The sequence below is a fragment of the Nocardiopsis eucommiae genome, assembly GCF_965344335.1.
Taxonomy (GTDB): domain Bacteria; phylum Actinomycetota; class Actinomycetes; order Streptosporangiales; family Streptosporangiaceae; genus Nocardiopsis; species Nocardiopsis eucommiae.
Genome location: NZ_CBDRIY010000010.1, coordinates 105857 through 130557 on the forward strand (window position 1 = coordinate 105857; position 24701 = coordinate 130557).

The 24701-nt window shown below is 72.7% G+C and carries 23 protein-coding genes; 5 read left to right on the top strand and 18 right to left on the bottom strand.

The window, feature by feature from the left end:
• Positions 1-477 precede the first annotated feature (477 nt).
• Complete coding sequence (locus tag ACRWK8_RS08550; RefSeq protein WP_378739188.1) at positions 478-753, top strand: hypothetical protein; 276 nt, start codon at positions 478-480, stop codon at positions 751-753.
• 150 nt (positions 754-903) lie between these two features.
• Here ACRWK8_RS08550 and ACRWK8_RS08555 read toward each other — a convergent pair whose 3' ends face one another.
• Genes ACRWK8_RS08555 through ACRWK8_RS08580 form a run of 6 tightly spaced genes read right to left on the bottom strand, consistent with a single transcriptional unit; the run spans position 904 to position 7749 of the window.
• Entirely contained in the window at positions 904-2271 is a 1368-nt protein-coding gene (locus tag ACRWK8_RS08555) for an NAD-dependent succinate-semialdehyde dehydrogenase (protein ID WP_431869434.1), read from the bottom strand.
• Entirely contained in the window at positions 2268-3578 is a 1311-nt protein-coding gene (locus ACRWK8_RS08560) for a M20 family metallo-hydrolase (RefSeq protein ID WP_378739184.1), read from the bottom strand. The genes ACRWK8_RS08555 and ACRWK8_RS08560 overlap by 4 nt, the downstream gene beginning before the upstream one ends.
• Before the next feature lie 41 nt (positions 3579-3619).
• Positions 3620-5293: a thiamine pyrophosphate-dependent enzyme gene (locus ACRWK8_RS08565; RefSeq protein WP_378739182.1), complete on the bottom strand. Its 1674-nt coding sequence runs from the start codon at positions 5291-5293 to the stop codon at positions 3620-3622.
• Positions 5294-5352: 59 nt separating this feature from the next.
• Positions 5353-5985, bottom strand: a complete 633-nt coding sequence (locus ACRWK8_RS08570) for an RraA family protein (RefSeq protein WP_378739180.1) — start codon at positions 5983-5985, stop codon at positions 5353-5355.
• Positions 5978-6379, bottom strand: a complete 402-nt coding sequence (locus ACRWK8_RS08575; protein WP_431869437.1) for a RidA family protein — start codon at positions 6377-6379, stop codon at positions 5978-5980. Before ACRWK8_RS08575 ends, ACRWK8_RS08570 begins: the two co-directional genes overlap by 8 nt.
• 2 nt (positions 6380-6381) lie before the next feature.
• Positions 6382-7749: an MFS transporter gene (locus ACRWK8_RS08580; protein WP_431869439.1), complete on the bottom strand. Its 1368-nt coding sequence runs from the start codon at positions 7747-7749 to the stop codon at positions 6382-6384.
• 115 nt (positions 7750-7864) lie between these two features.
• On the opposite strand from ACRWK8_RS08580, the gene ACRWK8_RS08585 reads away from it, so the two are divergent.
• The gene (locus tag ACRWK8_RS08585) at positions 7865-9184 is read left to right on the top strand and encodes an RsbRD N-terminal domain-containing protein (RefSeq protein ID WP_378739174.1); all 1320 of its coding nucleotides are present in this window, start codon (positions 7865-7867) and stop codon (positions 9182-9184) included.
• Positions 9185-9240: 56 nt separating this feature from the next.
• On the opposite strand, the gene ACRWK8_RS08590 is transcribed toward ACRWK8_RS08585, so the two are convergent.
• Positions 9241-9861, bottom strand: a complete 621-nt coding sequence (locus ACRWK8_RS08590; protein WP_378739172.1) for a TetR/AcrR family transcriptional regulator — start codon at positions 9859-9861, stop codon at positions 9241-9243.
• A gap of 40 nt (positions 9862-9901) precedes the next feature.
• Between ACRWK8_RS08590 and ACRWK8_RS08595 the strand changes: the two genes are divergently transcribed.
• Positions 9902-10924, top strand: a complete 1023-nt coding sequence (locus tag ACRWK8_RS08595) for a DUF2867 domain-containing protein (RefSeq protein WP_431869442.1) — start codon at positions 9902-9904, stop codon at positions 10922-10924.
• 101 nt (positions 10925-11025) lie between these two features.
• On the opposite strand, the gene hutI is transcribed toward ACRWK8_RS08595, so the two are convergent.
• Genes hutI through hutH form a run of 5 tightly spaced genes read right to left on the bottom strand, consistent with a single transcriptional unit; the run spans position 11026 to position 18068 of the window.
• Complete coding sequence (gene hutI / locus ACRWK8_RS08600) at positions 11026-12255, bottom strand: imidazolonepropionase (protein WP_378739168.1); 1230 nt, start codon at positions 12253-12255, stop codon at positions 11026-11028.
• Positions 12252-13613: a formimidoylglutamate deiminase gene (locus tag ACRWK8_RS08605; protein ID WP_378739166.1), complete on the bottom strand. Its 1362-nt coding sequence runs from the start codon at positions 13611-13613 to the stop codon at positions 12252-12254. The genes hutI and ACRWK8_RS08605 overlap by 4 nt, the downstream gene beginning before the upstream one ends.
• Positions 13610-14848: an allantoate amidohydrolase gene (locus ACRWK8_RS08610; RefSeq protein ID WP_431869445.1), complete on the bottom strand. Its 1239-nt coding sequence runs from the start codon at positions 14846-14848 to the stop codon at positions 13610-13612. Before ACRWK8_RS08610 ends, ACRWK8_RS08605 begins: the two co-directional genes overlap by 4 nt.
• A complete protein-coding gene (gene hutU, locus ACRWK8_RS08615) occupies positions 14845-16503 on the bottom strand; it encodes a urocanate hydratase (RefSeq protein ID WP_431869447.1) in 1659 nt (552 codons plus the stop codon). The genes ACRWK8_RS08610 and hutU overlap by 4 nt, the downstream gene beginning before the upstream one ends.
• 17 nt (positions 16504-16520) lie before the next feature.
• Positions 16521-18068, bottom strand: a complete 1548-nt coding sequence (gene hutH / locus ACRWK8_RS08620) for a histidine ammonia-lyase (protein WP_431869449.1) — start codon at positions 18066-18068, stop codon at positions 16521-16523.
• 119 nt (positions 18069-18187) lie between these two features.
• Between hutH and ACRWK8_RS08625 the strand changes: the two genes are divergently transcribed.
• Positions 18188-18943 (top strand): IclR family transcriptional regulator, encoded by a 756-nt coding sequence (locus ACRWK8_RS08625; RefSeq protein ID WP_431869451.1) that lies wholly within the window; start codon positions 18188-18190, stop codon positions 18941-18943.
• Here the strand turns inward: ACRWK8_RS08625 and ACRWK8_RS08630 are convergent.
• On the bottom strand, positions 18940-19632 hold the full coding sequence (locus ACRWK8_RS08630; protein WP_378739155.1) for a hypothetical protein: 693 nt from the start codon (positions 19630-19632) through the stop codon (positions 18940-18942). The two genes, ACRWK8_RS08625 and ACRWK8_RS08630, sit on opposite strands and share 4 nt — an antisense overlap.
• Before the next feature lie 114 nt (positions 19633-19746).
• On the opposite strand from ACRWK8_RS08630, the gene ACRWK8_RS08635 reads away from it, so the two are divergent.
• On the top strand, positions 19747-20007 hold the full coding sequence (locus tag ACRWK8_RS08635) for a hypothetical protein (RefSeq protein ID WP_378739152.1): 261 nt from the start codon (positions 19747-19749) through the stop codon (positions 20005-20007).
• Between the two features lie 259 nt (positions 20008-20266).
• On the opposite strand, the gene ACRWK8_RS08640 is transcribed toward ACRWK8_RS08635, so the two are convergent.
• The 5 genes from ACRWK8_RS08640 to gap all read right to left on the bottom strand — a co-directional run bounded on the left by ACRWK8_RS08640 (position 20267) and on the right by gap (position 24410).
• Positions 20267-20638 (bottom strand): RNA polymerase-binding protein RbpA, encoded by a 372-nt coding sequence (locus tag ACRWK8_RS08640; protein ID WP_083926821.1) that lies wholly within the window; start codon positions 20636-20638, stop codon positions 20267-20269.
• Positions 20639-20716: 78 nt separating this feature from the next.
• A complete protein-coding gene (secG, locus tag ACRWK8_RS08645; protein WP_352387973.1) occupies positions 20717-20953 on the bottom strand; it encodes a preprotein translocase subunit SecG in 237 nt (78 codons plus the stop codon).
• Positions 20954-21240: 287 nt separating this feature from the next.
• Positions 21241-22020 carry a triose-phosphate isomerase gene (gene tpiA / locus ACRWK8_RS08650; RefSeq protein ID WP_378739150.1) on the bottom strand — a complete coding sequence of 260 codons (780 nt, stop codon included), beginning with the start codon at positions 22018-22020 and terminating at the stop codon, positions 21241-21243.
• A 78-nt stretch (positions 22021-22098) separates the two neighbouring features.
• Complete coding sequence (locus ACRWK8_RS08655; RefSeq protein WP_431869455.1) at positions 22099-23283, bottom strand: phosphoglycerate kinase; 1185 nt, start codon at positions 23281-23283, stop codon at positions 22099-22101.
• A gap of 122 nt (positions 23284-23405) precedes the next feature.
• Positions 23406-24410, bottom strand: a complete 1005-nt coding sequence (gap, locus tag ACRWK8_RS08660; protein ID WP_378739146.1) for a type I glyceraldehyde-3-phosphate dehydrogenase — start codon at positions 24408-24410, stop codon at positions 23406-23408.
• Positions 24411-24701 lie beyond the last annotated feature (291 nt).

Sequence of the window (24701 nt, forward strand, 5' to 3'; positions counted from 1 at the left end):
TGTGTGTGCCGCCGAATCCGTTCCCCCACGGACCCGGCCTTTCCCTCGGCGCGCGCCGCACGGGGCGCGACGGCCGGTTTCCCGGGGCGGCCCGTCTCCGTCACCGGACGTCCCCTCACCCCTGAATGGGACTCACACTAACCACGGACCCCGCGCCGTGTTCACCAAATACACAAATCGGCTGGAACGAATACGGGACCGGAACACGAAAGGACGGAACGGCGTAGCGAAACGGTTCCCGGAAGGCCCGCGCCCCGCGACGGAGACCGGGATCACGGATCGTCACCCGAATGGACCGCCTGGTCATCCGGGCCACACGCGCCACCGGACGGCGCGATGACCCCTCCGACTTCGCTAGGCTTCGGGGCGACCCCGACCCATCACGGAAACCGGTCTCATCACCCGTTTCCGCGTTCGTACACGTGTATGATTACAGGGTCCGCACAGTTCACGCGATACCGAAGGGAAATCCCCGCCGTGGTCACCGAGGTCTTCACGCGCAAGTACTGCGATCCCCACGCCGTCCGCGAGGAGAAGGTCGAGGCGACTGAGGTCATCCAGTTCGCCTGGGAGGGTGCCGTCCGTGAGGTCGACTCCTGCGAGGAGTGCTTCAAGGAGCACGAGACCCGCTACGAGCCCCTCGTCGACTACTCGCGTCCGGTGAAGAAGCGCCGCGTCACCAAGAAGGCCGCCGCTGCCTCCACCGACAAGCCCGAGGGCTCCGACAGCGACGCGGACGGCGACGACGACTAGGTCGTCGACGCACCGGGGTTCGTCCCCGGACCACTCCCCGAGTTCACCGGGCGGTCCCCCGGGAACGTCCGGGCGGCCTCATCGCGTCAACCGCGAAACGGGGGTCGGTGGGCACGCTGGTGCCCGCCGACCCCCGTTCGCGTGCGCGCCCTACGGCACGCGCAGGAGCTTGCGGTTCACGAACTCCGCCATGCCGTACTCCCCCAGCTCCCGGCCGATCCCGGAGGCCTTCACCCCGCCGAACGGCAGGTCGGCCTGGGTGCGTGAGGGGGCGTTCACCGACACCATGCCCACGTCGAGCCGGTCGGCGACGGCCAGCGCCGCCTTCTCGTCCGCGCCGAAGACCACGCTGCCCAGCCCGTACGGGGTGTCGTTGGCCAGCTCGACCGCCTCGTCGACGGACCCGACCCGGTGTACCACGGCGACCGGTCCGAAGATCTCCTCCCGGTAGGCACGCGTTCCGGGAGCCACTCCGGTGAGGACCGTGGGCCGCACGAACGCCCCGTCGCGGTCCGGCCGGTCGCCGCCGGTCAGCACGGTCGCCCCGTGGGCCACGGCGTCCTCCACCTGCCCGATCACCTGGCGCGCGGCCGTCTCCGAGGAGAGCGGCCCCAGGTCGGTCCCCTCCTCGGCGGGGTCGCCGACCCGCAGGGCCGCGACCCGGTCCACGAAGGCCGCCACGAAGGCGTCGTGGACCTCGTCCAGCACGATGATCCGCTTGGCGGCCGTGCAGGCCTGTCCGGCGTTGCCCATGCGGCCTGCCACGGCGGCGTCCACCGCCCGGTCGAGGTCGGCGTCGGCCAGCACGATGAAGGGGTCGGACCCGCCCAGTTCCAGGACGGTCCGCTTCATCGCGCGTCCGGCGAGCGCGCCGACGGCCCGGCCCGCCCGCTCCGACCCGGTGAGCGAGACCCCCTGCACCGCCGGGTGCTCGATGATGCGCGCCACCTGCTCCTCGGTGGCGTACAGGTTGGTGTACACGCCCTTGGGCAGTCCGGCGTCGGCGTACAGGTCGACGATCGCCGCCGCGGACTCGGGGCAGCTCGGCGCGTGCTTGAGCAGCACGGTGTTGCCGAGCGCGATGTTGGGGGCCGCGAACCGCGCCACCTGGTAGTACGGGTAGTTCCAGGGCATGATGCCGAGCAGGACGCCGATCGGTTCGGTCCGCACGATCGCGGACCCCTCGGCCACGTCCAGGGCGCGGTCGGCGGTGAACGCGGCGGCGTTGCGGGCGTAGTAGTCGTGGATGTCGGCGCACAGGTCGACCTCACCCAGCGCCTCGGCGGTGGTCTTTCCCATCTCCCGGGTGATGATCGCCGCGAGAAGGTCGCGCCGCTCGCGGTGGAGCTCGGCCGCGGCCGCCAGGAAGCGGGCGCGCTCGGCCACCGGGCGGCGGCGCCAGTCCCGGAAGGAGGCGGCGGCCCCAGCGACGGCGGCGTCGACCTCGGCCTCCGTGGCGGTGGGGAAGCGCCGGACCACACGGCCGGTGGTCGGGTCGGTGACGGCGTAGTCGGTCACGAACGGTCCTCTCCGGGGACGTAGGTGGTGGCGGGGCCGAGCTCGCCCGCGCCCAGGCGGCGGGTCACGTCGGTGAACAGTTCCAGCCCGGCGAGCAGGTCGGCGTCCTCGGTGAACTCTCCGACGTTGTGCGAGACGCCGCTGACGGAGGGCACGAAGAGCATCACGGTGGGGACGTGCTCCTTCATGTTGATGGAGTCGTGCCCGGCCACGGTCATGATGGGCTCGCTGCTCAACCCGAGGCGTTCGGCGCTGGTGCGGGCGAGCTCCACGCCGGAGGGCTGGTAGGGGTTGACACCCCAGGAGTGGGACAGGTGCCGCTCCACGGTCACCCCGCTCTCCGCCTCGATCCCGGCCACGCGCTCCAGCAGCAGGGCGTTGGCCCGCGCCAGCACGTCCTCGTCGGGTGAGCGCAGGTCCAGCAGGAGCGTGACCCGGGAGGCCACCACGACCGGTGAGTTCGGGTAGACGTCCAGTTTTCCCACGGCGGTGTGCAGGGTGCCGGGGAAGGCGTCCGCCAGTTCCCGCGCGGCGACGACCAGGCGGGAGGCGCCCAGGAGCGCGTCACGACGGTCCGCCATGACGGTCGCCCCGGAGTGTGACTGCTCCCCGTGCACGGTGATCTCGTACTTGCTGGCCGCCCAGGACGCGCTGACCAGACCGATCGTGGAACCGGAGTCCTCCAGGACCCGGCCCTGCTCGATGTGGATCTCGGCGCAGAAGACGGCTGGGGGGCCGTCGCCGTCACCCAGGAACCCGGTGGGCTCCAGCGCCTCGGCCACGGTGGTCCCGGCCCGGTCGCGGGTGGCCAGCGCGGTCTCCAGGTCGAGCCTGCCCGTGTACACGGCGCTGCCCATCATGGAGGGCTCGAACCGGGAGCCCTCCTCGTTGAACCAGTTGACCACGGCCAGGTTGTGCGCGGGTGGGGCTGCCGGGGCGGGCTCCTCGGCAGCGACGCGGAACACGGCGTGCGCCGCCGCGAGCACGCCGTAGGCCCCGTCGAAGCGACCGGCGGTGGGCTGGGAGTCCATGTGGGAGCCGACGACGACGTAGGGGGCACCGGGGACGCGCTCCAGCAGCCCGAACTGGTTGCCGATCCGGTCGTAGACCACACGCAGGCCGTTCTCCTCCATGAGGGAGGCGAACCACCGGCGCTGGGCGTTGTCGGGTTCGGTGGCGGCCTGGCGGTCCACGCCCCCCTCGGGGGTGGCCCCGAAGGTGCTCATGGTCGCGAAGTCGTCCAGGAAGCGCTGGTCGGCCTCGTCCCGCGCCGGGGTCGGCTCGGTGGTCGGTCGGCTGGTGGGCATGGGTCGTCCCCTGTTCGTACGGTGGTGTCGGCTGCGGGCGGTCAGGACGCGGAGGGAGACCGGACCGCGGGATCCTGTCTCAGGTGCAGGACGGCGGGGCCGCCGCTCTCGCGCGCGCGGAGCAGGGCCGCGCGGAAGTCGGCGGTGGTGGACACCGTCTCTCCGTACCCGCCGAAGGATCGGGCCAACGCGGCGAAGTCGGGGTTGGTGAGGTGGGTGCCGGAGGGACGCCCCGGGTAGTGGTGTTCCTGGTGTTCGCGGATGGTGGCGTAGACGCCGTTGTCCACGACGATCACGACGAAGGACGCGCCGTAGCCGACCGCCGTCGCGATCTCCTGGCCGTTCATGAGGAAGCAGCCGTCCCCGGCCACGGAGACCACCTGGCGCCCGGGGTGGACGAGGGAGGCGGCGACGGCGGCCGGGACGCCCATGCCCATGGCGCCGTTGCGTGGGGCGAGGAGGGAGCCGCTGGAGCGGTGCTCCAGGTACCGGGCGGGCCAGAGCGCGTGGTTGCCCGCGCCGTAGGTGACGACGGCGTCGCCGTCGAGCTCCTCCCGCAGCACCGCCATGACGGCGGTGAGGTCGACGAAACCGTCCTCCGTGTCGGCGGTCCCCTCGGGTTCGGGAGTGGAGAAGGCCTCGTGGGAGGCGCGGGCCCGCTCCATCCGGTCGGCGTCGTGCCGGACGGCCTCGTCGCCGTGCTCGGTGAGCGCGGCGACGAACCCGGCGGGGGCGGCGGCCAGGTGCTGGTCGACGCGTCCGCTGTGGCCGAGGGGGTCACCGGGAAGCACGAGGATCGTCTCGGCGTCGCCGCCCAGGGTGTAGCCGTCGCTGAGCACGTCGGTGCGGGCCGTGCCCACGAACAGGGCCAGGTCGGCGCCGTCGAAGAGGGCGGCCGCAGCGTCGGCGCGGCCGTAACCGAGGGAGCCCGCGTAGGGGCTCGGTTCCCCCGGTACCCGGTGGGGCACGGCGTCGTAGGCGCGGAAGTCCGCGAGCACCGGGATCCGGCGCTCGCGGGCCCAGGCCGTGAGCGCGGCGCCGGTCGCGTCGGTCCAGGACTCGCCACCCACCACGATGACGGGCCGCTCGGCGCGGTCGACCCGCGCGACGACCTCGGCCACGGCCTCGGCGGAGGGGCGGCCGGTCGTGGCGGTGCGCGGCTCCACCACGGTTCCACCGGGCACCCGGACCCGGATGACGTCCTCGGGCAGACCGATCACGACGGGACCGGGGCGGCCGGAGCGCGCCGTGTGGACCGCCTCGGAGACCACCCGCGCGGCGGACGCCGGGTCGTCGAGCGTGACGACCTTCTTGGCCGTGCTGCCGAACCACCCGGTCAGGTCGAACTCCTGGAACGCCTCCCTGCCCCGGTCCGCGACGGGGATCAGCCCGACGAACAGCAGGAGCGGGGTGGCGTCCTGGTACGCGGTGTGCACCGCGACGAAGGCGTTGGCCGCGCCGGGCCCCCGGGTGACCATGGCCACGCCCGGCAGACCCGTGAGCCGCCCCTCCGCCAGCGCCATGAACCCGGCGCCGCCCTCGTGGCGGGTGACCACGGTGGTGACGGCGGAGTCGTACAGCCCGTCGAGGACGTCGAGGTAGGACTCCCCGGGCACCCCGTAGACGCGCCGGACTCCCTCGTGTTCGAGCTGGGCGACGATGAGGTGACCGGCGGAGCGGGCGGCGTCCGTCGGCGCGGGGCCTGTGGTGGACATCGTGGGTGGGGCCTTCCTTGTGGTGTCGGGGCGGGGGCGGTGGCGCGGGTGCCGGCGGGTCAGAGGGCGAGGAGGCCTTCGAGCGGTTCCCCGGCGCGGATGCGGGCGAGGAGTTCCGGTTCGGCCCGGTCCGAGCGGCGGGCGTCCTCGGCCAGGACGGGGTCGAACGTGTGCGGGTCCAGGACCAGCAGCCCGTTCTCGTCACCGAGGACGACGTCCCCGCCGCGCACCCGGACGCCGCCCACGGTGACGGGCGCGCCGACCCCGTCGAGGGCGGTGCCCAGGCGCTTGGTGGTGCGGCAGGTGGTGCCCCGGGCGTAGACGGGCAGTCCGCTCTCCGCCAGGGCGGAGTGGTCGGTGACGGGACCGTCCACGACCACGCCCGCACCGGCCCGGGCGACCACGGCGGCGACGGTGACCGCCCCGACGGGCGCGTGCGCCCCGCCGACCACCTCGACCACCAGGACCCCGCCCGGGGCGAGGCCGACCAGGGCACGGTTGACCGCGAGGGCGTCGGGAGTGGCCAGGCGGACGGTGTGCGCCACCCCGGCCATCCTGGGCACCGGGGTCAGGCGGCGGATGCCGGAGTCGCAGAACCCCTCCTCCAGCACGTGGCCGAGGGTGGGGATCTCGACGTCCGCCAAGGCGGCCAGGAGCGCGGCCGTCCGCGTGTCGGAGCCGGGTTCAGTCACGGGGCTCCCCCTCCCCGCGGTGCGCGAGGACCGCCACGCAGTCGATCTCCAGGGCGACGCCCCACAGGGAGACGCACACCGTGGTGCGGGCCGGGAGGGTGTGCCCGAACACCTCGCGGTAGACCCGGTTGTAGGTGTCGAGGTGGTCGGGGTCGGTGAGGTAGCCGTTGACCTTGACCACGTGGTCGAGCGAGCTGCCCGCCGCCTCCAGGACGGTGCGGAGGTTGCCGAGGGTGCGGGTGAGCTGTTCCGCGAAGGTGTCCGGGGCGCTTCCGGTGGCGTCCACCGGGAGCTGCCCGGAGGTGTACACGAAGCCGTGGGCGACCACCGCGTGGGAGAACGCGCCCACGGGTGCGGCGAGGCCGTCGACCGCGTCGATACGGACGGGGGTCATCGTCACACCGCCTTCCGGACGTTGGCGTCCACCTCGGCCTCGTCGAACCTGCTGCCGCCCGCGAGGGAGCGCAGCAGGAGCAGCGCGCCGAGCGAGAGCAGCGACGCGGCGACGATGTACCAGGCGATCGAGGAGCTCTGCCCGGACACGGACAGCAGCCACACCGTGGCGGCGGGGGTGGCGGCGGAGCCCAGGAGGCCGGAGAGCATGTAGGCCACGGACAGCCCGGAGTAGCGGATCTTGGATCCGAACTGTTCGGCGAGGAAGGTCGCGATGGGGCCGTAGTTCGCGGAGAAGGCCAGCATCATCATCGCGTAGGCGACGAAGAGCAGCGGCACCGACCCGGAGTCGAGCATCCAGAAGAACGGGAAGGCCAGCAGCGCCTCGGCGGCCACTCCGGCCAGGATCACGGGCCTGCGGCCCAGGCTGTCGGAGAGGCGGCCGAAGAAGGGGATGGCCACGAACGCCAGGGAACAGGCGACCAGCACGGCCCACAGCATGAGGTTCTCGGAGTGGCCCAGCTCGGTGGTCCCGTAGTTGACTCCGGAGGTGACCAGGAGCGTGAACGTGGACCCGGTCGACAGGGTCGCGACGCCGCCGAGCAGGACCTGCTTCCAGTAGTTGCGCATCAGGTGGGCGAACGGGAGCTTGGCCTTGGCGCCCTGGTCCTTGACCTGCTGGAAGCTGGGGGTCTCCTCGATGTGCAGGCGGATGTAGATGCCCACGCCCACGAGCAGCGCGGACATCAGGAACGGCACGCGCCAGCCCCAGTTCAGGAAGGCCTCGTGGTCGACCGAGGCCAGGACGCCGAGGAAGGCGAGGTTGGCCAGGAGCGTGCCGACGGGCACGCCGACCTGCACCAGCGAGCCGTACCAGCCGCGCCGCTGGACCGGGGCGTGCTCCACGGTCATGAGGACCGCGCCGCCCCACTCGCCTCCCAGGGCCAGGCCCTGGATGAGCCTCAGGGTGAGCAGCAGGAGCGGGGCCGCGACGCCGATCGCGCGGTAGTCGGGGACCAGGCCGATGGCGACGGTGGCCACGCCCATGGTGATCAGGGAGATGAGCAGCATGGACTTGCGGCCCAGGCGGTCGCCGAAGTGCCCGAACAGGACCGCGCCCGCGGTTCGTGCCACGTAGGCCGACGCGAAGGTCAGGAAGGCCAGGATGGTGCCGACGGCGCCGTCGAGGTCGGGGAAGAAGACCTGGTTGAAGACGAGGGCGGAGGCGGTGCCGACGAGGAAGAGGTCGTACCACTCGACGGTGGTGCCGATGACGCTGGCGGTGGCGATCTTCCGCATCTTCGCCGGTTCGAGTCGGGCCGGGCCCGAGGAGGGGTCGACACCGGTGGGGGTGCTGGGGCTTGCGGTCATGAGGGTCTCCGTTTGAGCTGTGGAAACAGCGCGTTTGTCTCGCCTTCATGGTGCTGGTGTGGTGGGTGGGGATCAATCGGCATTCATCCACGCTCTGCGCCGCTACCCTGTGCGAATGCACAGTGCCATGTCACCGGACGGACCCGACCGGGACCCCGAACGCCCCCGGAACTCCCTGGTGGAGGCGGATTCGGACGCCGAGGCCGCCCCGCGCCCGACCCCGGAGACTGGTGTTTCCGCCATGTCGCCGGGGCGTAACGTTTCCGAGCACGAGCCGGTGCCCGACGGTGCCGACGCCGAAGCCTGGGCCCGCACGCTCGCGCTGCTGGCCGCCGACCGTGAGGCCCTGGTGGACGACTTCCTGCGGCGGTTGGACGGCCTCGGCGGGTACCGGGAACGGACGGTGCCCGACACCGACCTGCGCGCGACCGCGAGCGACACCCTCGACATGCTCATCCGCCAGATCGCGGGCCAGCCGCTCCCCGCCCACCTGGTCGGGCTGCCCGTACGGCTCGGCAGGCGCCGGGCCCGCCAGGGGGTCGCGCGCGAACGGCTGCTGGAGGCGGTCCGGCTCGACTTCCGCGTGCTGTGGGCCGGACTGGCGCGCGCCGGAGGGGCGGGCTCGGCGGACGTCCTCGTGCAGCACGCCGAGGAGATCCTCACCATCGTGGAGCGCTACATCGGTGACGTGCAGGTGGCCTTCCTGGAGGAACAGGCCGTACTGCTGCGGGACTCCCGCGCGCTCACCGCGCAGGCCCTCTCCCGTCTGCTGAACGCCGGGGACCGGGCCGCCGAGGTGGCCTCCGAGGTGGCGGGCACCCTCGGCCTGCCCGAGCGGGGCCGGTTCGAGGTGGCCTTCGTGACCGGCCTGCCCAGGGACGAGGCCTGGCGGCGCCTGGTCCGGGACCGCGAGCACGACCCGTGCCTCACCTGGGAGTTCGACGAGGGCACCGCGCTGGTCCGGGAGAGCGGCGGGGCGGGGTGGCCGCCCCTCCCCCGGGAGGTGAACGGCGGGCGGGTGTCCGGGGCGGACGGCCTGGCGTCGGTTCCGGCCGCGGTGGAGGCCGCCCGGGTGCTGGCCCGCTACGCCCGCCCGGGTGAGCTGGTCCAGGAGTCGCGTGCGTGGTCGGCCCTGGCGCGCGACCGGATCCGTGAGGCGCTGCCCGGTTTCGGCCGGGAGCACCTGCGCGGCATGGAACGACTCGACCCCGAGCACCGCGCGCGGCTCGTGGAGACGCTGTCCCACTACGCGGCGACGGGATCGGTCAAGGAGACGGCGACCTCGCTCTACTGCCACCGCAACACGGTGGTCAACCGGCTCCAGGCCTTCCGCGAGGCGACCGGCCTGGATCCGACCGTCCCCCGCGAGGCCGCCCTGGCCCTGGTCCTGTTCGCCGCCCCCGAGGGCCCGGGAACCCGGGAGCCGGGAGCCTGAGCACCGGCTCCCGGCGAGGTACGCCCGGCGGGGGTCGGGCGCGGGGGTCGGGGGACTCACTGAGCGTTCGCGGGACCGCCCCCGTCGTCGATCCCCTCGGGGGTGACGGTCTGGTCCAGGACGAACTCCACGTAGGCCTCGGCGTCCGGGCCGTGCGGCAGAGCCTCGGGGGTCGCGTGGACGAGCTGTGTGTAGCCGAGCCAGGTGGAGAAGGCCAGCAGGGCCCGCTGCCGCGCGCGGTCGGGTGTGGCACCCAGTTCCTCGTAGAGGGCCGCCACGTAGGCGATCCGGCGTTCGGTGACGCGCGAGACGGTGGCGGCCACGAGCGGGTGCGAGGCGGTGGCGAGCAGCGCCACCTCGATCCGGTTCTCCGGTGTCCGGGCGACGCCGAGGGTGACGTCGGTGAACAGGCGCCGGAGCCGGGCGCGGGCGTCCGGCTCGGACTCGACCCTGCGGACCACGGCCTCGGTGTGCTCGCGCTCCCACAGGTCCAGCGCCGCCGCGACCAGTGCGTCGCGGTTGGCGAAGTGCCAGTAGAAGCTGCCCTTGGTGGTGCCCAGCCGCGCGGCGATCGGTTCGACGGAGACGGCGGCGAGTCCCCCCTCGCCCATCGCGGTGAGGGCCGCGCGGGCCCAGTCGGTCGCGGAGAGGCGTCCCCGGGTCTTCTCGTTGGCCATGTCCGTACGGTACCGTATGGAGACTTCCATACGGTGGCGTATGGAAGGCACGACGGAGGTCGTCATGGGACTGGTCCACAACACCCACCAACGTGAGATCCACGCGCCCGCCGAGGCCGTGGCCGGTCTCCTCGGCACGCTGGGAGGTGCGGAGGACCTCCTGTGGCCGAGCCCGGCGTGGATGCCGATGCGCCTGGACCGACCCCTGGGCGTCGGCGCCGACGGCGGCCACGGCCCCATCCGCTACCGGGTGAGCGCGTACGAGCCGGGTCGCCGGGTCCGGTTCGCCTTCCGGCTCCCGACGCGGTTCGACGGCACCCACGCGTTCGAGATCCGGCCCCTCGGCGAGGACCGGGCCCTGCTGCGCCACACCGTCACGGGCCGACCGCGCGGCCTCATGCGCCTCCTGTGGCACCTCGCGGTGCGCCCGCTGCACGACGCCCTGATCGAGGACCTGTTCGACAACGCCGAACGCGCCGTGTCCGCGCGCTCCCCCCGGCCGGCACGCTGGTCACCCTGGGTCCGCGTGCTGCGGCTCCGGACCCGCCCCGTGGCCTCCGCGTGCCCCGTCCCGGAGGCCGCGCGGCTCGCGCACGACGCCCTCGACGGGGTTCGCCCCCTCGACGCCGTCGCGGTGCGGGCCCGGCCCGGCACCGGGGCCGGGCCCCAGGAGTGGGCGGACGCGGTCTTCCGCGACCCGCCCCGGTGGGTGCTCGGCCTGCTCCTGCTGCGCGAGGCCCTGGTGGGGCTGATCGGTGTCGAACGCGCCGGCCGCGAGGCCTTCGACACCGTGCGGTCCCGGCCCGGCGAGGTACTCCTGGGCACCGACTCCGGGCACCTGGACTTCCGCGCCTCCGTCCTGGTGGACACCGACGACGGGCGGGAGACGGTCACCCTCACCACGGTGGTACGGCTGCACAACCGGCGCGGGCGCCTGTACTGGGCGGTGGTCCGCCCGCTGCACCCCCTGGTGGTGCGCGCCATGCTCGGACGCGCCGCGCACCGCCTGGCGCACCGGGCGTGGACCGCCCGCCTCGGGACGCCCGTCGGGCACGAGGGATGAGGGAGGCCCGCAGTGCGCGGGCGTCACCTCCCCCGTGCCCGGAGCGTTGCGCGGCCGGGCCGTGGGCACGACCGGCCGGTTCGCGGGCGGGCGTGCGTGGGCTACGGCTGGCCGGAGACCAGGGCGCCGTCCTTCCAGACCGCCGCCACCTGGGGCACACCGGGACGGTAGGCCAGGTAGAGGTGGTTCGGGGCGTCGAGCAGCGTGAGGTCGGCGCGGGCCCCCGGTGAGAGGCGTCCGACGTCGTCGCGGCGCAGCGCCAGCGCCCCACCCATGGTGGCCGCCCACACGGCCTCGTCCGGGGTCATACCCATGTCCCGCACGCCCACCGCGATACAGAAGGCCAGGCTGGACGTGAAGCACGAACCCGGGTTGCAGTCGCTGGCCAGGGCCACGACCGCGCCCGCGTCGATGAGGGAACGGGCGTCCGGGTAGGGCTGGCGGGTGGAGAAGTCCACCCCGGGCAGCAGCGTGGCCACCGTGGGCTCGGGACGCTTGGCGGCCTGCGCGAGGGCGTCCACGTCCTCACCGGACAGGTAGGTGCAGTGGTCGACGGAGGCGGCCCCCAGCTCCACCGCCAGGCGGACCCCGGGCCCCTCACCCAGCTGGTTGCCGTGGACGCGGGGCAGGAGCCCACGGGCCATCCCCGCGGTGAGCACCCGGCGGGAGGCCTCCTCGTCGAAGGCCCCGCGCTCGCAGAACACGTCCACCCAGCGGGCGTGCGGGGCACAGGCGTCCAGCATGGGACCGGTGACCAGGTCCACGTAGGCGGTCGGGTCGTCAGCGTACTCGGGGGCGACCACGTGGGCGCCCAGGAAGGTGACCTCGTCGGTGACCCGACCGGCCACCTCCAGGGAGCGGCGCTCGTCCTCCACGGTGAGCCCGTATCCGGACTTGACCTCCAGGGTCGTGGTGCCCTGGGCCTGCGCCTCACGGACGAACCGTCGGGCCCCGGCCAGGAGTTCGGCGTCCGTGGCGGCGCGGGTGGCCGCCACCGTGGTACGGATACCGCCCGCCGAGTACGGGGTGCCACTCATCCGGGCGGCGAACTCGCGGCTGCGGTCCCCCGCGAACACGATGTGGGAGTGGCTGTCCACGAACCCCGGCAGGACGCAGCGCCCGGCGGCGTCCACCCGGGCGTCGGCGGCGGGCGCCTGCGCGCGCGGTCCCGCCCAGGCCACGCGGCCGTCCTCGATCACGAGGGCGGCGTCGCCGATCTCACCCAGCGGCCCCTCCCCCACCTCCGGGTCGTTGGTGACCAGGGTGCCGATCGCGTCGACGAGGATCGTGCCGGGGGTCGCGGGCGTGGCGTCGGGGCCGGTCGGGGTCACAGCAGCTCCTTGATGGCGGCGTCGAGTTCTCGGGCGGTGTCGGGCAGGCGGACGTGCACGCCGTCGCGGACGGTCCACTCCCCGTCCACCATCACGTGCCGCACGTCGGCGGCGGTGGCGGCGAAGACCACGGCGTCGGTGGCGCGCGCGGGGTCGGCCCCGGCCAGACGCACGTGGTCCAGGGACACGTTGACCAGGTCGGCGCGGGCACCGGGGACCAGGGTCCCGGCGTCGTGCCAGCCGAGTCCGGCGTGGCCGTCGACGGTGGCGGCGCGCAGCAGCTCTCCGCTGCCCAGGGTGCCCCGGCGGTGCGTGCGCAGGCGTTCGTGCAGCTCCACGGCACGGGCCTCCTCGAACAGATCCAGCTGGGCGTGCTGGTCGGTTCCCAGACTGAGCGGGATCGGGTGTGGGGCGGCCACGAGGTCACCGGTGCGCGGCAGACCGTCGGCCAGGTCGCGCTCGGTGGTCGGGCACAGGCACACGGCGGACCCGTGGTCACGGACGGTGTGCACGTCGGCGTCGGTGAGGTGGGTGGCGTGCACCAGGGTGGTGCGTTCGGTGAGCGCCCCCGCATCGGCCAGCACACGAACCGGGGTGGTTCCGTGGGCGGCCAGGCAGGCGGCGTTCTCGGCGGGCTGCTCGGAGACGTGGACGTGCAGGGGCAGCCCGCCCGCGTCCGCGAACCCGGCGACGGTGGACAGGTCGGCGGCGGGGACCGCCCGGACCGAGTGCGCGGCGGCGCCCACCCGGGCGTGCCTCCCCGAGGGGGCGAAGGCGCCGACCCGCGCGGCCCAGGCGTCGGCGGTGCCGTCACCGAAGCGCAGCTGCGGACCGGTCAGGGGCAGGTGGGTGCCGTCCTCCGCGAACCCGCCGGACAGGTAGCACACGTCCAGCAGCGTGATCCGTACCCCGGCGTCGGCGGCGGCCTCGACCAGGGCCTCTCCCATCGCGTTGGGGTCGGCGTAGGGCCGCCCCCCGGGACCGTGGTGCAGGTAGTGGAACTCGCCCACACAGGCGACCCCGGCCAGGGCCATCTCGGCGTAGGCGGCCCGGGCCAGGCGGAGGTAGGAGTCCGGGTCGAGGCGCGCGGCCGCCCGGTACATCACCTCGCGCCAGGTCCAGAAGGAGCCGCCGTCCGTGTGGGTGCGGCCGCGCAGCGCCCGGTGGAAGGCGTGCGAGTGGGCGTTGGCCAGACCGGGCAGGGTGAGGCCGGGCAGGCGTTCGGCGCCGTCCGGGGCGGACCCCGCCACGACCGAGGCCAGCCGTCCGGCGCCGTCCACGGTGAGGAGCACCCCCGGTTCGGGTGCCGCGCCGCCGAGCCACGCCCACTCGCACCAGTACCGGCGCGGCCCCGTCACCGCGTCCCTCCGGGCACGGCGAGCAGGTCGGCCAGAACGTCCGCCAGGGCGAGGACCCCGGCGTGGGAGTCCTCGGGGCGGGCCCACTCCTGCGGGGAGTGGGAGATCCCGGTCGGGTTGCGCACGTACAGCATCGCCGTGGGCACGTGAGCGGAGAGCACACCGGCGTCGTGCCCGGCCCCGGTGGGCAGCACGGGGACCGGGCCCGCGGACTCGGCGGCGCGGCCGCCCACGATCCCCGCGAGCCGGTCGCGGAGGTCGTGGGAGAACTCCACGAGGGGCGTGGTGGACTCGGCGGTCATCGCGAGCGAGACCCCGTGGTCGCGGGCGGCCCGGTCGGCGGCCTCCCGTACGCCCTCCACCACCGACTCCAGGGCGGCGCGGTCGGCGGCGCGGGCGTCCAGCCAGGCACTGACCAGTGAGGGGATCGCGTTGGTGCCGTTGGGGGTGATGAGGCCCTTGGCCACGGTGGCCCGGGCCTCGTGCCGCTCGGCCAGGGCGCGGGCGGCCAGGATCGTGTGGGCGAACGGGAGCATGGGGTCCGCGCGGTCCTCCAGGCGGGTCGTCCCCGCGTGGTCGGCCCGGCCCCGGAAGTCCATCCGCCACCGGCCGTGCGGCCAGATCGCGCTGGCCACACCCACGGCGTGGTCGGTGTCCTCCAGCGCACGCCCCTGCTCCACGTGCAGCTCGACGAACACGTCCAGCCAGGAGAGGAGTTCGGGGTCGGGTCCGATCGCCTCGGGGTCCAGCCCCGCCCCCGCCATGGCCCGCTCCCAGGTGACACCGGAGGCGTCGGTGAGGGACCGGGCGCGCGCCGGGTCGATCTCCCCGGTGCTCAGGCGGCTGCCCAGGCAGGGCACCCCGAACCGGCCGCCCTCCTCCTCGACGAACACGCCCAGGACCAGCGGCCGCGCGGGGGTGAACCCGCGGGCGCGCAGCTCGTCCACGGCGGCCAGGGCGCTGGCCACCCCGAGGGGACCGTCGAAGGCTCCGCCGTCGGGCACGGAGTCCAGGTGGGAGCCGGTGGCCACGGCGCCCGGACCGGGCGTGCCCCACCAGGCCCAGAGGTTGCCGTTGCGGTCGGTGCGCACGTCCAGGTCCCGGGCGGCGGCCGCCTCGGTGAACCAGGCGCGGGCGTCGGTGTCGGCGCCCGCCCAGGTGTGGCGGTGGTAGCCGCCGCTGTCGGCGGAGCGCCCCACCGGAGCCAGGTCGGCCCAGAGCTGGTCGAAGCTCACTCGCCCTCCTTCATGGGGACGCGGATGCCGTGCGCGTCCGCGACCCGCTCCGCCTCCTCGTAACCGGCGTCCACGTGGCGGATGACGCCCATGGCGGGGTCGTTGGTGAGCACCCGCTGGAGCTTGGCGGCGGCCAGCTCGGTGCCGTCCGCGACACTCACCTGACCGGCGTGGATGGAGCGGCCCATGCCGACCCCGCCGCCGTGGTGGATGGACACCCAGGAGGCACCGGAGGAGGTGTTGACCAGGGCGTTGAGCAGCGGCCAGTCGGCGATCGCGTCCGATCCGTCCTTCATGCCCTCGGTCTCGCGGTAGGGCGAGGCGACCGACCCGGTGTCCAGGTGGTCGCGACCGATGGCCAGCGGAGCGGTGATCTCCCCGGAGGCCACCAGCTCGTTGAAGCGCTGCCCGGCGGCGGCCCGCTCACCCTGGCCCAGCCAGCAGATCCGGGCTGGCAGGCCCTGGAAGGCGACCCGCTCGCGCGCCATGCGGATCCACCGGGCCAGGTGCTCGTTGTCGGGGAACAGGTCGAGGATGGCGTCGTCGGTGCGGGCGATGTCGGCGGGGTCGCCGGACAGCGCGGCCCAGCGGAACGGGCCCTTGCCCTCGCAGAACAGGGGACGGATGTAGGCGGGCACGAACCCGGGGAAGTCGAAGGCGCGGGTGAAGCCGCCCTCGCGCGCCTCGTCGCGGATGGAGTTCCCGTAGTCGAAGACCTCCGCGCCCGCGTCGAGGAAGCCGACCATGGCCTCCACGTGCGCGGCCATGGACTCGCGGGCCCGGACGGTGAACTCCTCGGGCTTGGCCGCCGCCAGGGCCTTCCAGTCCTCGAAGGAGAGGCCCACCGGCAGGTAGGCCAGCGGGTCGTGGGCCGAGGTCTGGTCGGTGACGACGTCGATCGGCGCGCCGCGGGACAGGAGTTCGGGGAAGACCTCGGCGGCGTTGCCGAGGACGCCGATGGACAGCGGGCGGCGTTCGTCGCGGGCGCGCACGGCCAGGTCGAGCGCCTCGTCCAGGCTGTCGGCGCGCACGTCCAGGTAGCGGTGCTCGATACGGCGGTCGATGCGGCTGCCGTCGCACTCGACCACGATCGCCACGCCGTCGTTCATGGTGACGGCCAGGGGCTGGGCGCCGCCCATGCCGCCGAGCCCGGCGGTCAGCGTGATGGTTCCGGCCAGGGTGCCGCCGAACTTCTTGGCGGCCACGGCCGCGAAGGTCTCGTAGGTGCCCTGGAGGATGCCCTGCGTGCCGATGTAGATCCACGAACCGGCGGTCATCTGCCCGTACATGGTCAGGCCCTCGGCCTCCAGGCGGCGGAACTCGGGCCAGTTGGCCCAGTCCCCCACCAGGTTGCTGTTGGCCAGCAGCACGCGCGGCGCCCACTCGTGGGTGCGCATGATCCCCACGGGGCGGCCGGACTGCACGAGCAGCGTCTCGTCGCCCTCCAGATCGCGCAGGGAGGCGGTGATGCGGTCGAAGCTGCGCCAGTCCCGCGCGGCCCTGCCGGTGCCGCCGTAGACCACCAGGTCCTCGGGGTGCTCGGCCACCTCGGGGTCGAGGTTGTTGTGGAACATGCGCAGGGCCGCCTCCTGCTGCCAGCCCTTGGCCGACAGGGTGAGGCCGCGGGCCGCGCGGACGGTGCGTGGGTTGCTCATCGGGGTCTCCTTGGGGGCTAGGCGAGCGGGGTGACGGTCTCGGCGGCCTCGACGACCGAGCCGTCCGCGACCAGGGCGGCCACGGCGGCGATCTCCGGGGCCAGGTAGCGGTCGGGGCCGGGACCGGCGACCCGTTCGCGCACGGTGCGCAGGACCGCTCCGGTGGCGGGGCCGGGCTCCAGCGGGGAACGCAGGTCCAGGGCACGGGCGGCGGTCAGCAGCTCGACGGCCAGCACGGTGGTGAGTCCGTCCACCGCGCGGCGCAGCTTGCGGGCGGCGGCCCAGCCCATGGAGACGTGGTCCTCCTGCATGGCCGAGCTCGGGATGGAGTCGACGCTGGCGGGAACGGCCAGGCGCTTGAGCTCGGAGACGATGGCGGCCTGGGTGTACTGGGCGATCATGTGGCCCGAGTCCACGCCGGGGTCGTCCGCGAGGAAGGCCGGAAGGCCGTGCGAACGGGCGACGTCGAGCATGCGGTCCGTGCGGCGTTCAGCGATCGACGCCGTGTCGGCCACGGCCACGGCCAGGAAGTCCAGAACGTAGGCGACCGGCGCACCGTGGAAGTTGCCGTTGGACTCCACGCGGCCGTCGTCGAGCACGACCGGGTTGTCGATGACGCTGTCCAGCTCGCGCCCGGCCACGAGCAGGGCGTGGGTGAGGGTGTCGCGTGCGGCACCGGCCACCTGCGGGGCGCAGCGCAGCGAGTAGGCGTCCTGGACCCGGTTGCAGTCCGGCCCCCGGTGGGAGGCGACGATCGGTGAGTCCGCGAGCATCGCGCGCAGGTTCGAGGCGGAGGCGGCCTGACCCGGGTGCGGGCGCAGCCTCTGGAGCTCCTCCGCGAAGACCCGGTCGGTGCCGAGCAGCGCCTCGACGCTCATGGCGGCGGTGATGTCGGCGACCTTGAGCAGGCGCTCCAGGTCCATGCAGGCGATGGCGAGCATGCCGAGCATGCCGTCCGTGCCGTTGATGAGGGCCAGGCCCTCCTTGGCTCCGAGCTCCACGGGCGTGATTCCCGCCGAGGCCAGGGCCTCCCCGGCATCCCTGAGCTCACCGGCGGCGTCACGGACCCGCCCCTCTCCCATGAGGGCCAGGGCGACGTGGGACAGCGGGGCCAGGTCACCCGAGCAGCCCAGGCTGCCGTACTCGTGGACGACGGGGGTGATCCCGGCGTTGAGCAGGGCGGCCAGGGTCTCGACGGTGACGACCTGGACCCCGGTGTTGCCCGAGGCCAGAGTGCGCAGGCGCAGCAGCATCAGGGCGCGCACGACCTCCCGCTCCACCTCGGGGCCGGCCCCGGCGGCGTGCGAGCGGATGAGGGAGCGCTGGAGGCGGGCGCGCAGGTCGGGGGCGATGTGCCGGGTGGCCAGCGCGCCGAACCCCGTGCTGACGCCGTAGGCGGGCACCTCGCCCCGGGCGAGCGCCTCGACCTGCTCACGGCCGTGGCGCACGGCTTTGCGGGTGTCCTCGCTGAGGACGACGTGGGCGCCCTCGCGGGCGACGGAGAGGACCTGGGCCGGGGTGAGCGGAGCACCGCCGACGGCAACGGAAGGAACTGCTGTGGACATGCCCCCATTCGACCCTGTCCGCGACCCCGCCGGAAGAGCCAACACGGCGGAACCGTCCGAGATACCAGACACCCGGGCTCGTCCGAGGTAGTGCCGCATGTCGTGGCACCCTTGGGGGCATGAGTGTTGTTCCGGCCGCCACGCGCGCGCTGCGGCTGCTGCGCTTCCTGGCCTCGCGGCCGGGGCCGGTCTCGGCCTCGGCCATCGCCAACGGGCTCGGCCTGCCCCGCTCCAGCGTCTACCAGCTGTTGGAGGCGATGGCCGAGGAGGGGTTCGTGACCCACCTGCCCGAGGAGCGGCGGTGGGGCCTGGGGGTCGCGGCCTTCGAGATCGGTTCGGCCTACCTGCGCCACGACGGCATCGAGCGGCTGGCCCGTCCCCTGTTGCACCAGCTCACCGAGACCACCGGGGCCACCGCGCACCTGGGGGTGCTCCATGGCGCGGACACGCTGTACCTGCTCAAGGAGCAGCCGCCGCACGCGCCCACGCTGATCACCGGGGTGGGCGTGCGCCTGCCCGCGCACCTGACCGCGTCGGGGCGGGCCATGCTGGCCCGGCTCCCCCGCGCTCAGGTGCGGGCGCTCTACCCGGACACGGGTGCCTTCACCGACCGCACCGGGCGCGGGCCCACCACGCCCGGGGAACTGCGGAACCTGCTGACACAGGAGCGCCAGCAGGGGTGGTCGATCGAGAGCGGGCAGGTCACCGAGGGGTTCCTCTCGGTGGCGGCGGCCGCCTCGGACCACAACGGGCGCCCGGCCGCGGCGATCAGCCTGACCGTGCCGGTCGCGCGTCCGGTCACCCCCCGGGCCCTGGCCGGACGGGTGCGGGACGCCGCCGGTGAACTCACGCGCAGACTCAGCGGCCGGTCCTAGCGGCGCTGGCGCAGCGGCGGGGTCCGCTCCACGACCGAGGGCAGGGGCGCGGTGCGCTCCACCATCTTCAGGATGTGCTCCTTGATGTCGCGCGGCACCTGCACGTAGAACTGCGTGGCCGCCTCGGGGTCGACCTCCAGGTCCAGGCTCTCCGGGGTCTCGGCCCAGCTGGGCAGTTCGGGGTCGGTGCGGTGGGTGTCCAGCGCGAACTCGATGAAGTACGTGATCCTGCGGCCACCGGTGTGGACCTCGCGGATGCGGCGGATCTCGGACCAGGCGATGAAGGTGCCCTCGCCGGGGAACCACCACTTGCGTTCCTGGAGCACGGTGACGCCGTCGCTGTCGGCGCTGATGCCCTGGCGGGTGATGCGCTGGGGCAGCCCCCGAACGAGGAAGACGTTGCTGCCCGGGCCGATGAAGAACATGACCAGCGCCGCGAACGCCCACAGGGAGACGGAGCCGACCGTGGTGTCCTCACGCATGACGTGCCAGAGCATGGATCCCACCACCACCACGAACCCCAGGGTGAGGCCGCCGGAGAAGTAGGCCGCCGTCATCCACATGCGCGTGTTGGGGCCGCGCAGACTGACGTAGCGGCGCAGATGGGACACGCTCGCGGGTCGCTGGGTCAGGTCCGAGGGGACACCCCGTGTCTCAGGGGGGACGTCCGATGCTTCGGGGGAGGCCATACCTCCATTCTTCCAAGCTTCCGAGGTGCTTGGTGCCCCTCCTTCCCGGCCATGTGCGGTCAATCCCGGCGAACGCCTGATGTCCGCACCTCTCCGGCGCTACAGTCCTTTCACATGAGGCGCAGCACGCGAGAGTACGAGACCGCACTCCTGGTGGACGGGGAGGTCCTGGTCATCGAGGGGATCGTCTACCGGGGGCGGACCATGCTCGACGAGGAGGGGGCGGAGCGGTTCGCACCCCTGGAGCGTTGGGCCACGACCGTGGCCGAGAGCCTGGGCAGGCCCGTGACCTGGAGGGCGGAGGCCAAGAACGAACCCGAGGCCCGGGGCACCGCGCGGCCCGGGGAGGTGCTTCAGAACCGCCTGGCGCTCTGAGCACCGCACTTGGCGCACTGGAACTTGCGGTCGTCACCGAGAATCCAGTCGTGGTCTCCGCCGGTGGGGCACGCTGACATCGACACCAACTCCTCAGGAAGGGGGCTTCGGGGGTGTGTCGGTCATCGTATTTCCCACCAGCCACACCAGTCTCGGGAATGAGAAGATACCTGGATCCCTCATGTCCGACGTGGTGTCGCCGGGCACGCGCAGGGGCCCGCGTCCGGTCCGGTGACCGGTCGCGGGCCCCTGCGAAGCCCTAGTTCTGGGAGGCCCTCATGTGGGCCTCGACCGCGGCGCGGTCGGCGCGGAGCTTGGCCAGCGCCTCGTCGAGGATGAGCTTGCCCTCCTCCTCGCTGCGCCGCTCCTTCACGTACGCCAGGTGGGTCTTGTACGGCTCGGTGCGCGGCGGCGACGGCGGGTTGGCCTTGTCCTTGCCCGCGGGGAAGCCGCAGCGCGGGCAGTCCCACTCGTCGGGAACGGCGGCCTCGCTGGCGAAGCTGGGAATGACCTCGTGCAGGTTCGCACAGTAGAACGGGACCCGGACGCGGGGAGCGGCCTCGCCCCGCTCCGCCTCGCCCATAGGGCCAGCTCCGACTCGGCTGCCACGAATGGCGCTGCCACTACCCACGAAAAACTCCTTCAGCGAACTCGCTGCCTGACTCGGGCGAGATTGTCTTGGACGAGGGGGCCGCGGCCGATCGGCGCGCTACATTCCCCGGTTGATGAGCAGACCGAGGATGACGATCGTCACGATCCACGTGATCGCGATCCCGATGGTCATCCGGTCGAGGTTGCGCTCGACCACGGAGGAGCCGCCGAGCGAGGACGTGACACCGCCGCCGAACATGTCGGACAGGCCACCGCCCTTGCCCTTGTGCATCAGCACGAGGAGGACCAACAGCACACTGAGAAGCATCACGAAGATGGACAGACCGAGGATCACACGCTCACCCGTAGCTCGACCCCGCAGCAGGGGGGAATGGACACCTCGATCCCCCTTTTCCCACCCGTACCAGGGCCGACAGGAGGTGTCGGTCCGGAGCGGGCCACGGAAGGAGGAGACCGGGGACGTTTTCGGATTTTACCGTGCCGGTGAAGGCACGCGCGGGAAAACCCCAAGGCAGGGAATTCCCCACAGCGAAGTCTAGCCCGAACGGGGCACCTGTCGGGCACCCGGGCCGTCACCCCTGGACGTCAGAGAGTGACGGGCCCGGTCCGCGAGACGTTTGGTCAGCCGTTCTCGCCGAAACGGATCACCTTGGTGAACTCGTCGGCCTTCAGGCAGGCACCGCCGACGAGGGCGCCGTCGACGTCCTCCTTGGCCATGATGCCGGGAGCGTTGTCGCCCTTGACCGAACCGCCGTACAGCACGCGGACGGCGTCGGCCACCTCGGCGGAGTACAGCTCGGCCAGACGGACGCGGATCGCCGCGCACACTTCCTGGGCGTCCTCGGGGGTGGCGACCTCGCCGGTGCCGATGGCCCACACGGGCTCGTAGGCGATGACGATCCGCTCGGCCTGCTCGGCCGGGATCTCCTTGAGGGCGCCGTCCAGCTGGGCCAGGACGTGCTCGACCTGCTGCCCGGCCTTGCGCACCTCCAGGCCCTCGCCCACGCACAGCAGCGGGACGATGTCGTTCTTGTAGGCGGCCTTGACCTTGGCGTTCACCAGGGCGTCGTCCTCGTTGTGGTACTCACGGCGCTCGGAGTGGCCCACCAGGACGTAGGAGCACTCCAGCTTGGCGAGCATCGCGCCGGAGATCTCGCCGGTGTACGCGCCCTTGTCGTGGGCGGAGATGTCCTGCGCGCCGAAGCGGATGCGCAGCTTGTCCCCGTCCACCAGCGTCTGCACGCTGCGGAGGTCGGTGAACGGCGGCAGGACGACGACCTCCGCGTTGTCGTAGTCCTTGTCGTTCAGGGCGAAGGCCAGCTTCTGGACGAGCGCGATCGCCTCGAAGTGGTTGTTGTTCATCTTCCAGTTGCCCGCGATGAGCGGCTGGCGCTTGGTCATCCTTGACTCACTTCACAATCGTGGGAGAGGGCTTGCGTGTGCGCCACCGCCGGGCGGAGGCGCGGGTCGACACTCCGCTCAGGCCAGAGCGTCGATACCGGGGAGGTCCTTGCCCTCCAGGTACTCCAGGCTGGCACCGCCGCCGGTGGAGATGTGGCCGAAGGCCGCCTCGTCGAAGCCCAGGGAGCGCACGGCCGCGGCGGAGTCACCGCCGCCGACGACGGTGAAGGCGTCGGAGTCGATGAGGGCCTGGGCCAGGGCGCGCGTGCCGCCCGCGTAGGGGGCCATCTCGAACACGCCCATCGGGCCGTTCCAGAACACGGTCCGGGCGTCGGCCAGCTTCTCGGCGAACAGCTCCTGGCTCTTCGGGCCGATGTCCAGTCCCATCCGGTCGGCCGGGATGGCGTCGACGTTCACGGCGGCGTGCGGGGCGTCGGCGGCGAACTTCTCGGCGGCGACGACGTCCACGGGCAGGACGATCTCCACGCCCTCGCGCTCGGCGCGCTCCAGGTACCCGCGCACCGTGTCGAGCTGGTCGTTCTCCAGGAGGCTGGAGCCGACCTCGTACCCCTTGGCCTTGAGGAAGGTGAACACCATGCCGCCCCCGATCAACAGGCGGTCGGCGGTGCCCAGGAGGTTGTCGATCACGGCGAGCTTGTCGGAGACCTTGGAGCCGCCCAGCGCCACCACGTAGGGGCGCTCGGGGTCCTCGGTGAGCCGCTTGAGCACCTCGACCTCGGTCAGCACCAGGCCACCGACGGCGTGCGGAAGCTTGCCGGGCAGGTCGTAGACACTGGCGTGCCTGCGGTGCACGGCGCCGAAGGCGTCACCCACGTACAGGTCCGCGAGCTGGGCGAAGCGGTCCGCGAGCTCGCCGCGCTCGGTCTCGTCCTTGCTGGTCTCGCCGGGCTCGAAACGCACGTTCTCCAGCAGCGCGACCTCTCCGTCCGCGAGGGCGGCGGAGGTGGCGCGGGCGGACTCACCGGCGGTGTCGGCGGCGAAGGCGACCTCGGTGCCGAGCAGCTCACCGAGGCGGGCGGCGACGGGGCGCAGGGAGTACTGGGGGTCCGGGGCGCCCTTGGGGCGGCCCAGGTGGGCGGCGACGATGACGCGCGCGCCGCGCTCTCGAAGCTTCTCGATGGTCGGCAGGGCCGCGCGGATGCGCCCGTCGTCGGTGATGCGGTCACCGTCCAGGGGCACGTTCAGGTCGGCCCGGACGAACACGCGCTTGCCGGAGACGTCAAGGTCGTCGATCGTCCGCATACTGGTCTCCTCGTTGGGGTGTCGAAGTCTGGGAGGGGCGCGCACGCGACGGCACCCCCACCGCGCGGAGGCGGAAGGGGTGCCGGGTCACGCGTGCGCTGCCACGGGTCGGGACCCGTGGGTCACAGGTTGGAGCCGACCAGCTTGGCCAGGTCGACCAGGCGGTTGGAGTAGCCCCACTCGTTGTCGTACCAGCCCAGGATCTTGACCTGGTTGCCGGAGACCATGGTCATCCCGGCGTCCAGGGTGCAGGAGGGCGAGGTGCCGACGATGTCGGAGGAGACGATCTCGTCCTCGGTGTAGACCAGGACGTTCTTGAGCGGACCCTCGGCCGCGGCCTTGAACGCGGCGTTGACCTCGTCCTTGGTGACCTCACGGTCCACGGTGACGACCAGGTCGGTGGCGGAGCCGTCCGGCACGGGGACGCGCATGGCCATGCCGTCCAGCTTGCCCGCGAGCTCGGGGATGACCAGGGCGGTGGCCTTGGCCGCACCCGTGCTGGTCGGGATGATGTTCTGCGCGGCGGCGCGGGCGCGACGCAGGTCCTTGTGCGGGAAGTCCAGGATGACCTGGTCGTTCGTGTACGCGTGGACCGTGGTCATGAAGCCCTGCTGGATGCCGAAGGCGTCCTTGAGGACCTTCGCCATGGGCGCCACGCAGTTGGTGGTGCACGAGGCGTTGGAGATGATGTCGTGGTTGGCGGCGTCGTACTTGTCGTCGTTGACGCCCATCACGACGGTGATGTCCTCGCCCTTGGCCGGGGCGGAGATGATGACCTTCTTGGCGCCGGCGCTGATGTGCTTGCGGGCGTCCTCGGCCTTGGTGAAGATACCGGTGGACTCGACGACGACGTCGACGTTGAGCTCGCCCCAGGGCAGCTGGGCCGGGTCGCGCTGGGCGAGGACCTTGATGGTCTTGTCGCCGACGCGGATGAAGTCGTCACCGACCTCGACGTCGCCGTCGAGGGTGCCCAGCACCGTGTCGTACTTGAGCAGGTGCGCGAGCGTCTTGGTGTCGGTGAGGTCGTTGACCGCGACGATTTCGATGTCGCTGCCGCCGGCGGCGACCGCGCGCCAGAAGTTGCGGCCGATCCGACCGAAGCCGTTGACGCCTACACGGATGGTCACGGAACCAATCTCCTCATATGTCGCACAGCAGTTTCACCCGAGCGTGTGGCTGTTCCCGGAGCACCGGACTGGTACGGCCGACGCGACCGTGTTGAACAGCGTGAACGCGTAACAGGTGTTCACAAAGAGCCTAGCGGAGTGTCGGTGGGGAGCCGTTCTCACCCCCGCCCGGCGACCCCTCGCCCCCTCGCGGATTCGCGACCATCCTGACACCGTGAAGCGGAGAGGTCTATACCATTTTCGGAAGTTATCCGGGAGTTTTCCCAGTTAACAAAGCCGAACATCGGTGTC

Coding starts and splice junctions, on each gene's coding strand:
- ACRWK8_RS08560 (WP_378739184.1), bottom strand. CDS start 3,578: ATGCCCACCAGCCGACCGACCACCGAGCCGACCCCGGCGCGGGACGAG.
- ACRWK8_RS08565 (WP_378739182.1), bottom strand. CDS start 5,293: ATGTCCACCACAGGCCCCGCGCCGACGGACGCCGCCCGCTCCGCCGGT.
- ACRWK8_RS08575 (WP_431869437.1), bottom strand. CDS start 6,379: ATGACCCCCGTCCGTATCGACGCGGTCGACGGCCTCGCCGCACCCGTG.
- ACRWK8_RS08580 (WP_431869439.1), bottom strand. CDS start 7,749: ATGACCGCAAGCCCCAGCACCCCCACCGGTGTCGACCCCTCCTCGGGC.
- ACRWK8_RS08585 (WP_378739174.1), top strand. CDS start 7,865: ATGCACAGTGCCATGTCACCGGACGGACCCGACCGGGACCCCGAACGC.
- ACRWK8_RS08590 (WP_378739172.1), bottom strand. CDS start 9,861: ATGGCCAACGAGAAGACCCGGGGACGCCTCTCCGCGACCGACTGGGCC.
- ACRWK8_RS08595 (WP_431869442.1), top strand. CDS start 9,902: ATGGAAGGCACGACGGAGGTCGTCATGGGACTGGTCCACAACACCCAC.
- hutU (WP_431869447.1), bottom strand. CDS start 16,503: ATGAGCAACCCACGCACCGTCCGCGCGGCCCGCGGCCTCACCCTGTCG.
- hutH (WP_431869449.1), bottom strand. CDS start 18,068: ATGTCCACAGCAGTTCCTTCCGTTGCCGTCGGCGGTGCTCCGCTCACC.
- ACRWK8_RS08625 (WP_431869451.1), top strand. CDS start 18,188: ATGAGTGTTGTTCCGGCCGCCACGCGCGCGCTGCGGCTGCTGCGCTTC.
- ACRWK8_RS08630 (WP_378739155.1), bottom strand. CDS start 19,632: ATGGCCTCCCCCGAAGCATCGGACGTCCCCCCTGAGACACGGGGTGTC.
- ACRWK8_RS08635 (WP_378739152.1), top strand. CDS start 19,747: ATGAGGCGCAGCACGCGAGAGTACGAGACCGCACTCCTGGTGGACGGG.
- tpiA (WP_378739150.1), bottom strand. CDS start 22,020: ATGACCAAGCGCCAGCCGCTCATCGCGGGCAACTGGAAGATGAACAAC.
- ACRWK8_RS08655 (WP_431869455.1), bottom strand. CDS start 23,283: ATGCGGACGATCGACGACCTTGACGTCTCCGGCAAGCGCGTGTTCGTC.